13 protein-coding genes are annotated in these 12,775 nt (G+C 39.7%); 6 read left to right on the forward strand and 7 right to left on the reverse strand.

What is annotated here, in order from left to right; genetic code table 11:
- The first annotated feature begins 209 nt into the window (after window positions 1-209).
- Both TW85_RS13650 and TW85_RS13655 read left to right on the forward strand, forming a co-directional pair.
- Entirely contained in the window at window positions 210-620 is a 411-nt protein-coding gene (locus TW85_RS13650; RefSeq protein WP_046017683.1) for a PilZ domain-containing protein, read from the forward strand.
- Between the two features lie 10 nt (window positions 621-630).
- The gene (locus tag TW85_RS13655) at window positions 631-1,146 is read left to right on the forward strand and encodes a DUF501 domain-containing protein (RefSeq protein ID WP_046017684.1); all 516 of its coding nucleotides are present in this window, start codon (window positions 631-633) and stop codon (window positions 1,144-1,146) included.
- Between the two features lie 68 nt (window positions 1,147-1,214).
- Here TW85_RS13655 and TW85_RS13660 read toward each other — a convergent pair whose 3' ends face one another.
- Window positions 1,215-1,502: a hypothetical protein gene (locus tag TW85_RS13660; RefSeq protein WP_046017685.1), complete on the reverse strand. Its 288-nt coding sequence runs from the start codon at window positions 1,500-1,502 to the stop codon at window positions 1,215-1,217.
- 120 nt (window positions 1,503-1,622) lie between these two features.
- A complete protein-coding gene (glpK, locus tag TW85_RS13665; protein WP_046017686.1) occupies window positions 1,623-3,107 on the reverse strand; it encodes a glycerol kinase GlpK in 1,485 nt (494 codons plus the stop codon).
- A 152-nt stretch (window positions 3,108-3,259) separates the two neighbouring features.
- On the opposite strand from glpK, the gene TW85_RS13670 reads away from it, so the two are divergent.
- From TW85_RS13670 to TW85_RS13680, 3 genes are all read left to right on the forward strand, one after another.
- Window positions 3,260-4,039, forward strand: coding sequence for a DeoR/GlpR family transcriptional regulator (locus tag TW85_RS13670; RefSeq protein ID WP_046017687.1), 780 nt, complete (start codon window positions 3,260-3,262; stop codon window positions 4,037-4,039).
- A 150-nt stretch (window positions 4,040-4,189) separates the two neighbouring features.
- Window positions 4,190-5,689, forward strand: a complete 1,500-nt coding sequence (gene glpD / locus TW85_RS13675) for a glycerol-3-phosphate dehydrogenase (protein ID WP_046017688.1) — start codon at window positions 4,190-4,192, stop codon at window positions 5,687-5,689.
- 166 nt (window positions 5,690-5,855) lie between these two features.
- Window positions 5,856-6,632, forward strand: coding sequence for a TSUP family transporter (locus TW85_RS13680; protein WP_046017689.1), 777 nt, complete (start codon window positions 5,856-5,858; stop codon window positions 6,630-6,632).
- On the opposite strand, the gene TW85_RS13685 is transcribed toward TW85_RS13680, so the two are convergent.
- The 5 genes from TW85_RS13685 to TW85_RS13705 form a co-directional block, all read right to left on the reverse strand.
- On the reverse strand, window positions 6,629-7,570 hold the full coding sequence (locus TW85_RS13685) for a LysR substrate-binding domain-containing protein (protein WP_046017690.1): 942 nt from the start codon (window positions 7,568-7,570) through the stop codon (window positions 6,629-6,631). The genes TW85_RS13680 and TW85_RS13685 overlap by 4 nt on opposite strands.
- Window positions 7,571-8,033: 463 nt before the next feature.
- Window positions 8,034-9,044, reverse strand: a complete 1,011-nt coding sequence (sbmA, locus tag TW85_RS13690) for a peptide antibiotic transporter SbmA (protein WP_052702190.1) — start codon at window positions 9,042-9,044, stop codon at window positions 8,034-8,036.
- Window positions 9,045-9,270: 226 nt separating this feature from the next.
- Window positions 9,271-10,644: a glyceraldehyde-3-phosphate dehydrogenase gene (locus TW85_RS13695; protein ID WP_052702192.1), complete on the reverse strand. Its 1,374-nt coding sequence runs from the start codon at window positions 10,642-10,644 to the stop codon at window positions 9,271-9,273.
- A gap of 272 nt (window positions 10,645-10,916) precedes the next feature.
- Window positions 10,917-11,249 carry a DUF3392 domain-containing protein gene (locus TW85_RS13700; RefSeq protein ID WP_046017692.1) on the reverse strand — a complete coding sequence of 111 codons (333 nt, stop codon included), beginning with the start codon at window positions 11,247-11,249 and terminating at the stop codon, window positions 10,917-10,919.
- A gap of 120 nt (window positions 11,250-11,369) precedes the next feature.
- A complete protein-coding gene (locus tag TW85_RS13705) occupies window positions 11,370-11,948 on the reverse strand; it encodes a uridine kinase (protein WP_238326216.1) in 579 nt (192 codons plus the stop codon).
- 145 nt (window positions 11,949-12,093) lie between these two features.
- On the opposite strand from TW85_RS13705, the gene TW85_RS13710 reads away from it, so the two are divergent.
- Window positions 12,094-12,705 (forward strand): AAA family ATPase, encoded by a 612-nt coding sequence (locus TW85_RS13710; protein ID WP_009832869.1) that lies wholly within the window; start codon window positions 12,094-12,096, stop codon window positions 12,703-12,705.
- Window positions 12,706-12,775 lie beyond the last annotated feature (70 nt).

Consider the following 12,775-nt stretch of genomic DNA (forward strand, 5'->3'; position numbering starts at 1 on the left):
CAAATAATTAAAATTGGATTCGCCTCTTTCTATTTAAGCTAAACGAAAAAAGAGAATCGAATCTTTAAAAGAATAGCTTCATTAACGAATATTATGCTGATTTTACTCTGTACAGATAGCGTGAAAAGCGTACAATTCCCATTCTTTTTTAATACTTTTGTATTTTGGTCGATAACCTATACATCTGAGTAACTTTTTGGCACGTCCTTATGGAATTTGTAGCGCATCCTAAAGACATACCACTTCACATAGAAGAAGTGGAGACCCAATTTTTCCAAGCAAATGATTTGGAGAATAAAGGGTTTGCCGGCATTATTTGTTTGACATCTCAAGCTTATAATCCTGGCCAGTGTGTGCAATTAAAACTCGCTGAAATTGACCCCAACTTTTGTGTCACTGGGCGCATAGTATGGTGTGATAAAGAAGCAGATGAGTTCCGTATTGCTATCGAGTTCCCTTGTAAAGATGATTGTTACTGCGTTCGAATGGTTGAGCAACTCTCCCATATTGAGCACTATCGACGACAAGCAAAACAACAAGGACGAAGATTAAACTTTAATGATGCTGCAGCAGAATGGATTCAAAAATTTGCCGCATCCTTCCCCGCATTTACAGCCTAATAAATAATCTATGACCCATCTAAGCGAAAAAGACATTGCCATAATTACGGATCAAATTGGCCGTACTCCTAATGGTATAGCCAAGATAGCCCACTACTCACCTGCTGGTATTCCCCAATCTTTGCAAATGCAAAGCTGGGTGTTTGATCAACCTTTCCCAACTTTATTCTGGCTATCAAGTAAAGCCATAGATAAAGCATTGGCTAAAATTGAAAGCCAAGGTGTCGTAAAAGAGTTAGAGCAAAGAATACAGGATGACCCAGAGCTGAAAGAGGCGCATCACAAGTCACACCGTGACTATATTGCAAGACGCTGGGAAGGAATGACAGCAGAGCATAAAGCCATCATAGAAGAAAAAGGCTTTACCCCTTTATTCGAAAATTTGGGAATTGGTGGAATCAAAAGCTGGGACCAAGTTCGTTGCCTACACATGCAATACGCACACCATCTGGTTGGCGATAATGCGATTGGTAGAATTCTTGACGCTGAATATGGCATCAAAGCCATTGCCGATGCAGAGAAGTAGACACAAAAAAACCATCATTGAAAAATGATGGTTTTAAATAGATATTACTCAAGGCTAGTAATTATAGATTAGCCTTCTAAAGACGCTTTTAACGCGCCACCGTCAGCAACACCTTTTTCGAGTATTTCTCTAATCTTATTAAAAGAAGCTGCAGCAACTGCAGGTCTTTGCGCATATGTTGTTAAAGCGCCACCAGTCCATCCAGCCGCTTTAAGTACTTCTTTCTTAAACTGATTCCCTGTTACCCCAAGTCCACCCAATGCCATGAGTTCATCTTCTATCAACAAATAACTTGGGCGCTCGCCGCCGAATTTCATAAAATCATCTGCCTGAACTGGCTCAAATTTGTTCGCCATATTTATCTCTCACCAATTAAAAGCAACTTTGGCTCTTTAAGAAAAAGAGCCGCCATGAACTAACGTTAGCCATAAGTCAGTTTTGAAACAAGCGAAAAGCTGTATAGAAACGTAATTTTTTTAATCTTTCGTTTTCACCCTATTAACAGCGTCTAGCCATCCGTGATAGAGAGCTTTTTGTTGAGTCTCAGGCATTTCACTCTCAAACGCCTTATCTGACCACCATAAGGATGTAATTTCCTCTAAAGAAGAATAGACCCCAACTTTTAAACCTGCCAAAAATGCAGCACCCAATGCGGTTGTTTCTGTTACTTTTGGTCGCTCAACTTTCACTCCTAGAATGTCAGCCAAGAATTGTACAACCAAATCATTCACCACCATGCCACCATCAACTCTTAATGAGTTGAATACAGCGCCATCTTTTTCCATGGCATTCACTAAGTCCTTAGTTTGATAACAAACAGAACGTAAGCCAGCACTTACTATGTCTGCAACACTTGTATCACGGGTTAAACCAAGCATAGCTCCACGCGCATCAGGATCCCAGTAAGGGGCACCTAAACCCGTAAAAGCAGGTACAAGATAAACAGAATCTTGGTTTCTAGCTTGCTCAGCTAAGGTTTTTGTTTCTTTAGCATCGTTGAAAAGTTTCAAGCCATCTCGTAACCATTGGATAGCGGCGCCCGCAATAAAGATACTACCTTCAAGGGCATAAGTAACTTTACCATCAAGGCGATAACCGACAGTGGTTAGCATTTTATGCTCAGATTTAAGCGCTTCATCGCCCGTATTTAGAATCATGAAACAGCCCGTCCCATAGGTACTTTTCACCATACCTTTTTCAAAACAAGCCTGACCAATTAGAGCGGCTTGCTGGTCCCCTGCCATACCAGTAATAGGAATAGGCGCACCAAACAAGTCACTCGATGTGATACCAAAATCCGCACTACAATCCATAACCTCAGGAAAGTTAACATCACCAATCCCCATGACCTCAATGAGTTCATCATCCCACTCTTGGCTATGAATATTGAATGCCATTGTCCTTGCAGCATTAGTGGCATCAGTTTTATGAGATTCGCCTGATGTAAGGTGCCATAACAAGAAAGAATCAATCGTACCAAACACAATGTCACCAGCTTCAGCTCTCGCTTTAACGCCTTCAACATTATCCAAAATCCACTTGATTTTTGTGGCAGAGAAATAAGGGTCAATTAACAGCCCCGTCTTAACTTGAACTTTATCCTGCCAACCTTGATCCGTTAAAGTCTGGCAATATTGGCTCGTTCTTCTGTCTTGCCACACAATCGCATTATAAACTGGCTTACCTGTATTTTTATCCCAAAGAACAGTCGTTTCTCTCTGGTTAGTAATTCCTATCGCGGCTATATCTTGAGCAGTTAACCCTGTATCCTTGAGTACAGTTCGGCAAACATTTAAGCTTGATTGCCAAATCTCTTCAGGATCATGTTCAACCCATCCGTCATGCGGAAATATTTGGTTAAACTCCTGTTGAGCTTGCCCAATGCGCTTACCTTTTGCATCGAACACTATGGCTCTACTGCTAGTGGTTCCCTGATCAATTGCTAGAATATAATTAGTCATGGTGAGTCTCTATGGGCAAGTTTCATATTTAATTAAGTAAGTATGAAAGAGTTTACAATATTTCGAACATTTAATGTTCGTCTTTGAATCCTTTATATTAAAACCACAACTGCCTTCATTGGCAAGTCATAAAATTAGGAGCCTTTGACAGAATGGGTCAACAAACTCGACATGAAAAAATCACACTCTTTGTCAAAGAACGTGGTTATGTAACTATTGATGAGCTTTCAGCACACTTTAACGTCACCCCTCAAACCATACGCAGAGACATTAATACCCTTGCCGATGCGGATAAAATTCGACGCCATCATGGCGGTGCCAGCATAGACTCAAGCACAACCAATGTTGCCTATGCTACTCGCCAAATTTTACAACTCGATGCCAAGCAAGCCATAGCACAAAAAATTGCATCAGAGATCCCTGATCATGCCTCATTATTCATTAACATAGGCACAACAACAGAAACAGTTGCAAAGGCACTACTTAACCACACGGGTTTGCAAGTAATCACTAACAACCTAAATGTTGCTAGCATACTAAGCAGCAAAGATGATTTTACTGTTATCATTGCAGGCGGCACAGTCCGCTCGAGAGATGGTGGCGTCATTGGTGAAGCGACACTCGACTTTATTAATCAATTCCGTGTTGATTATGGCATCATAGGGATTAGTGGCGTGGACCCTCAAGATGGCTCTTTACTTGATTATGATTACCAAGAAGTTAGAGTGGCACAAAGCATTATTAACAATTCTCGCACTGTATTTCTGGCGGCAGATAACGCTAAATTTGGCCGTAATGCCATGGTGAGGCTTGGCAGCATCAGCCAAGTAAACACCTTATTTACTGATGTTAAGCCCCCCGAAGCCATTCAAAAAATCCTCAACGAGCATGATGTTGTCCTAACATTATGCCAGCCTGAAAACGCTAAATAGCGATAATCACCTAACAATTTCACCTTTTTAGTAAAGCAAACTTGCGAAATGAACAAGCTTGCTTTACTCTTTCGATATCAAATGTTCGTTTTTGAACATTATTATTCAAAAATGACCAAGTTTACTAATATTGATATGTGGGATTGAGCAATGCCAGAAACAAACTTTGATCTTTTTATTGTAGGTGGCGGTATTAATGGCACAGGCATAGCTGCTGACGCTGCTGGCCGTGGCCTATCTGTTGCACTTTGCGAAATGAATGACCTAGCAAGCGCCACATCATCAAATAGCAGTAAACTCATTCATGGTGGCCTAAGATATTTAGAGCACTATGAGTTTGGCTTAGTTAAAAAAGCATTAAACGAACGCGAGGTACTATTAAAAGTAGCACCGCATATAGTGACACCACTTCGCTTTCAAATGCCGCATAGACCGCACCTTAGACCAGCATGGTTAATTCGCATCGGTTTATTTCTTTATGACCACTTAGGAAAGAGAGAAGCATTAAGCGGTTCCCATGGTGTTAAGTACGACAGTACTAGCCCACTTAAAAGTAAAATCACTAAAGGCTTTGAATATGCAGACTGCTGGGTTGATGATGCTAGATTAGTTGTTATTAATGCTTTAAGCGCTCAAAAAAATGGCGCTAAGATTTATGACAGACGCAAATGCATTAGTGCTAAACGCAAAAATGGCATCTGGGAAATCACTCTTCAAAAGGCAGGATCTAACGAAACAGAAACGGTAACCGCAAAAGGTTTAGTGAATGCAACAGGACCTTGGGTATCGTCATTTATTGAAACTAAGGTAGAAAGAAAAGCACCGTATAGTATCCGTATGATAAAAGGCAGCCACATAGTGGTACCTAAACTATACGAGCAAGACAATGCATTTATCATGCAAAATGAAGATAAGCGTATCGTTTTCGCTATCCCATACCGTAACGATTACACCTTAATAGGAACAACTGACGAAGAATATACTGGCAACCCATCAGAAGTAAGTATCTCTCAAGATGAAGCGGATTATATTTTGTCAGTTGCCAACCAACACTTTAAAAAGCAACTTACTAACAAAGATATCGTTTGGTCCTACTCAGGAGTTCGACCTCTCCTAGAAGATGAATCTAGCGACCCATCAGCAGTCACACGTGATTATACTTTGCATGTGGAAGACGATGTAGGAAAGGCGCCTTTGTTAAGTGTATTTGGTGGCAAGATAACAACTTATCGCCAACTTGCTCTTTCTTGCATGGATGACCTAAAAAGCTATTACCCAAATATGGGTAAAGAGTGGACAGATACAAGTAGCCTACCTGGTGGAGACTTAAACACTAGCCTTCAAGGTTATGCTGAATCACTACAAAGTAAGTATCGCTTTTTAAATAAGAAACTTGCTTATCGCTATGCCAGCACATATGGCACCTTATGCGAAACTTTCTTAAAAGATGCAAATTCAATAGAAGCATTGGGACAAAACTTTTCTAACGATTTATACCAAGTAGAAGTCGATTATTTAGTGAAACATGAATGGGCTTACTCTAGCCAAGACATCCTCTGGCGCCGTACCAAATTAGGTTTAGAGTTTAGCAGTGAAATGACTAACCAACTTGATCAATACCTTGCTAAGCAAGGCCTTGTTGCCGCATGACTTGAAGGATCTACACTCGATCATTCTCTATGAACCTAGTGTTCATTTTATAGCCGCTCTTTCACTTAGAAAGTAGCGGCTTTTTTTTGATTTTAGATCAAGAATATAAGAAGTTTCATGTTACCTTATAGACTTATCTAAACCCTCCTAGCTGGACCTCAATTAAATGGATTTTATATTTTTCGATTTTAATCTAAGCACCTTGCTTATTTTAACTGGCGTGGCTTTTTTAGCCGGCATCATAGACGCAATTGCAGGGGGTGGAGGCCTGATTACAGTACCTGCACTTTTATTTTCTGGTGTAGAACCTGCTCAAGCTTTAGCAACCAATAAATTACAAGGTTGCGCCGGAACCTTATCAGCCTCATACCACTTTATAAAACGACGAAAAGTCGATTTAAAAGCCCTATTTCCAGCCATAGTAACAACAGCTTTAGGTAGTGTTTTAGGCACTATTCTAGTGGCCTATCTAGATAGTAGCTTACTGCTCAAAGCAGTCCCTATCATTTTGATTTTAGTAGCTATTTTCTTTCTATTTCTCAATAAACTACAGCCACTTATCAGTAGTAAAGTACAGTTTTCCACCTTTGCTTTTGCCTTGATAATTGGTACATCATTTGGTTTTTATGATGGTTTGATCGGCCCAGGAACAGGCGCTTTTTTTACTACGGCTTACCTTTGCCTAACCGGCATGAACCTTATTTCAGCAACGGCGAACACCAAGGTATTAAACGCAACAAGTAATGTCGCATCATTAGTGATTTTCTCATTTACAGGACATGTATTATGGGGATTAGGGCTTTGTATGGCCGCAGGTCAATGGCTGGGCGCACAGATTGGCTCTCGGTTAGTTGTCACCAAAGGGAACCTATTAATACGCCCTATGGTGATTACCATGTGCCTACTTATGTCGGCCAAGCTAATCCACACAAACTGGTTTTAGTCTATAAATGCCGAGGGTGAGGTTAAAGTTGATTCTGGCTCGTATTCAAGACAACTCTGCAATAACCAGATAAGCAAGTCCTTTACCTCTCGGCGCAAACTTTGCGCTTGAGGACAGACAAACAAGTAACTCAAGCCATCGTCTAACTCTGCAGAAAATGGCTTAATGAGTTGTCCACTTTGAATATCATCCATGACTAAAGGGGTACGACCTAATGCCACCCCTTGCCCCGCCACAGCAGCTTGTATGGCAAGGTCGCCACGGTTAAAGCTAATAGCACGAGACGGCTTAACACCTTTTACATTGGCTTTTTGCAGCCAGTTTTCCCACTCCACATATGGCGTACTAAAGCGGCTCTCTGAATCATCATTTAATAAGGGGAGACCAACTAATTGCTGAGGTTCAAACAGTTTATGCTGTTTAGCAAAATCTGGACTACATACAGGGAAGACTTTATCCTTGATCAAAGGAACCTGAAAATCATCTCCTTTATAAAGGTGGCTATGGACAATAGCAACATCTACCCTATCGCGACCAAAATTTACTTCTTTATCATTAGCCTGTATCCGCAATTGCATATCAGGATATGCAGCTTGTAGATCTCCTAGCCTGGGAATTAACCACTTACTCGCAAAAGAAGGCATAACGGATAAGGTAAGAATATTAGATTGTTTATCTTCTTTTAGCTCTGTCAGTAGCGAGTCTATTTCAGTAAAACTATGATTAAGCTGTAACGCTAATCTAGCCCCTTCTGAAGTCAAGGTTAAACGCCTGTGATAGCGCTCAAATAACTTGAATCCTATTCTTTCTTCAAGCTGACGTATTTGCTGGCTAACAGCACCTTGAGTGATATGAAGCTCTTCAGCCGTTTTAGTAAAGTTCAGGTGCTTAGCAGCAACCTCAAAAGTGAAGAGTGTGGCTAATGGAAGTTGGCGCATTGTAAGAAGCTCTCCAATTTATACTTAGGTGATCTACACTAAAAACATGAAAGAAAAACATAAAGCCTTCATTAAAATCATTAATTATTACAAAAGTGCCAGATATAGATACTACAAAACCTATATTTTAAAGAATTTTAAACTTTAAAATAATGATTTATCAAAATTTAATAAAAAATAGATTTTTCAAACAGAAGTGATTTTTAGATTAGCACAGCTAATGCTAAAAATTAATTTATATCGTTTGTAGTTAGCTTAAAAATACCTAAAATACGCACATCTTCTCGATCTGATCGAGATTGATAAAAGCAGCCCTAACTGCTTTTATCTGGCCGAATTATGCCCCCACAGACATAGTTTGGCAGGTAAGAATGCGACCCACATGCATTTTTACCAGGCAACTGCTAGTTACTTTTGTATTACCGGGCAAACCTAGGTTTGCCCGGTTTTTTTTGTCTAAAATTTATGGTTGAGAAGAAATAGCATCTTCACCCGCAGGCTCTTGATTATGGATAATCGACTCAAAAGCTTTCAGACGCTTATAAATAGAAATCAATTCAACAATAGTACTCCAAGAGTTAACAAGGAACTGGAAAGAGTTCTCTACTTGTCCAAACGCTCGTGAGATTTGCTGTAATAACCCAAGAGTAATCGCCCCCGCAACTATGGTAGGCGCCATCGCTATATAGGGAATTAGCACAGTAAATTGCAAGTAAGACCATTTAGCTACATCAAAATACATATAGTGCAGATACAGGTTAAAGTAGTTCTTACGAACATGAGTAAAGAGTTCTTTGACCGTTGGCGGGTCCGCTCTATCATCATTATCTTCACCAAGAACTAACTCTTTTCGATAAGCCGCTTCTACCCTTTGATTTTTAAACTCTAATCCAGGTAGCTTCACACCAACGGCAGCTAAGAGCACAGTACCAAATAACGCAGATAAAATGGCAATATAAACCAATGAATGATCCACTGGGCCAAAATAAGGTAACTCGGTCACATTTTCACTTAATACCCATAACAGAGGCAAAAACGCGACTAAAGTCATAATCGAACGAATAAAAGCAACACCTAGCCCTTCCATAATACTGGCAAAGCGCATGGTATCTTCTTGCACACGCTGGGCAGCACCTTCTACATGACGTAGTTTCTGCCAATGGCTCATATAATATTCGTTCATCGCCGTACGCCAGCGGAAAATATAATGCCTAACAAAGAAGCCAAGCATCACAGCAATAAAAACGTACAAACCCGCAATTTTTGCAAAGGTAAAACACTTACTAATAAACTCTTCTAGCGAAACACTGTTTGGCTCAGCTAATGCCTGCTGTAACGTATTATAAAAATCGCCAAACCATTCATTAATTTGCACATCTAGCTGTACCTTGTACCAGGTCACGCCCAAGATCAAAATCGAGCCGAATAATGACCAAAGCAGCCACTTCTTATTAAGAAAAAAAGACTTAAACATTATCTACTTACCTATTTATTATGGTGGGAGAATTGCCACCTGATACCCCTAATACACCCTATTGAGAGTTGATTCGTCAACCCCAACTTATGAATAAGATCAATTAGTTCAACTTTATTGAGTTAAAGACTAGCAAGTATGCAGAAAGGTTCAATAATGAGCTTATTTTAAGCAAAAAAAACGGCAACCTAAGGTTGCCGTTTTTTAGAACTACGAAACTAAGACATTATGCTGCTTGGTTTTGCTCTTCTTGCTTTACCTGAAGGCCTACTTGAGACAAACGCTCCATTAGACGAACAACCTGACAGCTGTAGCCGTACTCGTTATCGTACCAAACATATAAAGTCGCTTGCTTGCCACGAACTTTAGTAGATTGAGAATCTAGGATGCCTGCATTTTCACAGCCGATAAAGTCAGAAGAAACCGCATCTGGTGCATCGCTATAAGCAATCTGACCTGTTAGCTCAGCAGATGCTGACGCATCTTTCAATAATGCATTAATTTCTTCAACCGATGTTTCTGCTTTAAGGTTTAAGCTTAATACTGCGATAGATACATTGATTACAGGCACACGAATTGCGCTACCACTCAACTTACCTTCCAGTGCAGGAATCGCTTTAGATACCGCCTTAGCAGCACCTGTTTCAGTGATAACCATATTCATGGCTGCCGCACGTCCACGACGATCACCTTTGTGTACATTATCAATCAAGTTCTGATCGTTAGTGTAAGCGTGAACTGTTTCAACATGACCAGACTCAACACCGTATTTGTTTTCTAGAACAGATAGAATTGGTGTAATCGCATTGGTTGTACAAGACGCCGCTGAAAGGATTTGATCTTGGCTATCAATATCAGAATCGTTAACACCGAATACAATGTTTTTCATCTGCTTACCAGGTGCAGTCAAAACAACACGTTCAATGCCAGGGCGTTGTAGGTGTACACTCAAGCCATCATGATCACGCCAGATACCTGTGTTATCAACAAGTAATGCACCATCAATACCGTGAGACTGGTAATCAACTTCACTTGGGTGTGAAGCATAAATAATTTTTACTGGCTGGCCATTGATAATCAAAGTTTGCTGATCAGCATCAACTTTTACCAAGCCATCATAAGTACCGTGTACTGAGTCATACTTAAGCAAGCTAGCACGCTTCTTAAGGTCTTTATCGCCAGCTTTACGAACAACAATTGCAGCTAGCTTCATGCTTGGTGTTGTATGGCCAATACTGCACATACGGCGTGCTAATAAACGACCGATACGACCAAAACCATAAAGTACAACAGGTGTTTGTTCGCCGCTATCAACACTTGTTTGCAAAATAGCATCAAGTTCATTTTCAGCAATCAAAGCTTCTAGATCAACAATAGTGTTAGATGCATTGCTATCTTTAAGCTCATTTAAAAGCGTTACGATTTGCGCAAGGTCAATCTCTGGATACTGATCAAACACTGTCATCAAACTTGTTACAGAGTCAGCTAGTAGGCTTTTACCTGCTAGTTGTACTTTAACATTTTGTTCACGGCCCAATTGACCTAAAACAGGAATCATAGATTCAACAAGTGAAAGAGAGGTAAGCCAAGCGTTTGTCATTAGTTTCTCCGAAAGCAGTAACATAAAGCGATATTTGCGCGAATATTAGCTGGCAAAACGTCTCATTACAAATTGAAAGAAGCCTACGAAACGCCCTAAAAACGGGAGCTTAGGTGCAATTTCGTTATGAAATAACGAAAAAAAACCGAGCAATTATGAAAGTTTACGACATGAGTAACTCATTCTTACAATATTTATGAATATTACTCAATTTATGTAGTTATTAGATCACATGAAAAGGGATTAACTTTCACGTTTTTTTTCTATTTTTTTTATAAATGGCGCTTTCGCTCAGCCATAACACCTAAAAAACAGAAAATACTGATTACCAGAATTGCCAAATAATTTGTTGAAACCAGCCTCAACAAAGATTCAATAAGTGGTTGTAACCATAAGGTTAAAATTCCATAACCAAATGTACACATAAGAATAAAAACCAGAACCCTAGCAACAAAGTGCCACTTATAAACTAAACGTTTAATAAGCTTATTAACATTATCACCGTACACAACTAGGCAAGTTGCCACCAAAGCCAAAGAAATATCCGCCAAATAAGGGCGCATTAAGGAAACAAGGTCTTGGTTAAGTTCTAAAATAAAGTTCATTTACGTTTTGTATTAGCAAGTCTGTTCTCACAGAAGGTTAATTTGGACATTAGCCTGCAAGAAATAACATAAAAATATGACAAGGAGAAACCTATTCCAAAAGAAAGCATAAATGAATGATCAGAGCCTATCTTTTAAGGCTTGAACATTAATTTCACCTGATACGGATTTTCTTTTAGGGATAAGATCACGATAAGAAATGCTGACCTCATAAGTAGTATTATGAAGTTCAACTAAGGTGCCATCGGCAAAACGCCATTGAGCACGGCCAAAACCATCTCTGACAAAACCAGCCATAGGTGGTCCATATTTTTTAGATAACAGGTTACCGAGAGAACTGCGCTGTTTCACATTTTCAACAACGCCATGTAATTCAATCTTTTCAACAAAATTATAATTGTTGTAATGCACTGAAATCTGCCTAATACCTAGAATGCCTTTATCACCCAAACTATAGTTTGCTTGCCCTGCTTGATAACTAGGATAAGGCGACATGCCCATGCTTCTTAGGTGCTTTTCAAACTCTTCTTGGCTTAAATCATTAATCAGTAAGCCAAATAATTCAGCAGATTTGGCATAACTCGGTGGCGGGGCAGGCTTTCCTAGCTTAACTTCCTCAGCATTTACAGTAATAGAAACAAAAACAAAGCTCATTATGCTAAGGCAGCATAAGATGCGAGAAAAAAACCAAGTGTTCATGAGAATTACAGCCACAAAAAAGATTTGAAAAAGATTAGTATCTATAAGAGTAGCAAGGAATTTTGACCTTGCTTCTGTTATATTACATCAAGGACTTCCAACACAGGAGTTCAATCCCGTAAACAACTGTAAAATGAGGTAATAAATGGCGCTAGTTATTGGCGTTACTGGTGTATCCGGTAGCGGAAAGAGCCGTCTTTGTTCGCTATTGGCGGAAGGTCATGAAGATAAAATCACGGTTCTATGCCAGGACAACTTTTATAATGGCTGCGGCAGCATTGATCCTGATGTTTATAATTTCGATGATTTGAGCTCTTTAGATACTGAAAGCCTCACTTTAGCTATCCATAACTGTAAAAACCGTCAACAGCCTAATGAAATTCCGATTTACGATCACTCGAAACACAGTCGTGTTGGCTATCGTAACCTTGAACCTACTCATGTTGTTTTAGTTGAAGGTCACATGATGTTTCAAGATCCAGGTATTCGCGATGCCGTTGATTACCTACTGTTCGTTGATACTGACCTTGATATTGCAGTGGTACGTCGCTTAAAGAGAGATATTTCAGAGCGTGGCCGTAATGTAAACGAAGTCACAAGTCGCTATATGCGTCATGTTAGACAAGCTGCATTGAAAACATTAGATATCCGCAACAAGTCAGACTTTATTATTCCGAATAATAATAGTTTCACTAATGCTGCAAACCTTTTCCGTAATCATATTGATTACCTTCTAAAGGAAAAAGGTGCTATCTAGTCTTCTTAAAGATTAGAATATAAAAAGCCGTGTAACCCTGTTACACGGCTTTTTTGTTACTCGCTTTCTC

The sequence above is a fragment of the Marinomonas sp. S3726 genome (genome assembly GCF_000967665.1).
Taxonomy (GTDB): Bacteria; Pseudomonadota; Gammaproteobacteria; order Pseudomonadales; family Marinomonadaceae; genus Marinomonas.

What these genes read in the sequence shown, in the direction of transcription:
- TW85_RS13655 (WP_046017684.1), top strand. Translation starts at nt 631, where the DNA reads ATGACCCATCTAAGCGAAAAAGACATTGCCATAATTACGGATCAAATT.
- glpK (WP_046017686.1), bottom strand. Translation starts at nt 3,107, where the DNA reads ATGACTAATTATATTCTAGCAATTGATCAGGGAACCACTAGCAGTAGA.
- TW85_RS13695 (WP_052702192.1), bottom strand. Translation starts at nt 10,644, where the DNA reads ATGACAAACGCTTGGCTTACCTCTCTTTCACTTGTTGAATCTATGATT.
- TW85_RS13660 (WP_046017685.1), bottom strand. Translation starts at nt 1,502, where the DNA reads ATGGCGAACAAATTTGAGCCAGTTCAGGCAGATGATTTTATGAAATTC.
- TW85_RS13710 (WP_009832869.1), top strand. Translation starts at nt 12,094, where the DNA reads ATGGCGCTAGTTATTGGCGTTACTGGTGTATCCGGTAGCGGAAAGAGC.
- TW85_RS13705 (WP_238326216.1), bottom strand. Translation starts at nt 11,948, where the DNA reads ATGAACACTTGGTTTTTTTCTCGCATCTTATGCTGCCTTAGCATAATG.
- glpD (WP_046017688.1), top strand. Translation starts at nt 4,190, where the DNA reads ATGCCAGAAACAAACTTTGATCTTTTTATTGTAGGTGGCGGTATTAAT.
- TW85_RS13650 (WP_046017683.1), top strand. Translation starts at nt 210, where the DNA reads ATGGAATTTGTAGCGCATCCTAAAGACATACCACTTCACATAGAAGAA.
- sbmA (WP_052702190.1), bottom strand. Translation starts at nt 9,044, where the DNA reads ATGTTTAAGTCTTTTTTTCTTAATAAGAAGTGGCTGCTTTGGTCATTA.
- TW85_RS13685 (WP_046017690.1), bottom strand. Translation starts at nt 7,570, where the DNA reads ATGCGCCAACTTCCATTAGCCACACTCTTCACTTTTGAGGTTGCTGCT.
- TW85_RS13670 (WP_046017687.1), top strand. Translation starts at nt 3,260, where the DNA reads ATGGGTCAACAAACTCGACATGAAAAAATCACACTCTTTGTCAAAGAA.
- TW85_RS13680 (WP_046017689.1), top strand. Translation starts at nt 5,856, where the DNA reads ATGGATTTTATATTTTTCGATTTTAATCTAAGCACCTTGCTTATTTTA.
- TW85_RS13700 (WP_046017692.1), bottom strand. Translation starts at nt 11,249, where the DNA reads ATGAACTTTATTTTAGAACTTAACCAAGACCTTGTTTCCTTAATGCGC.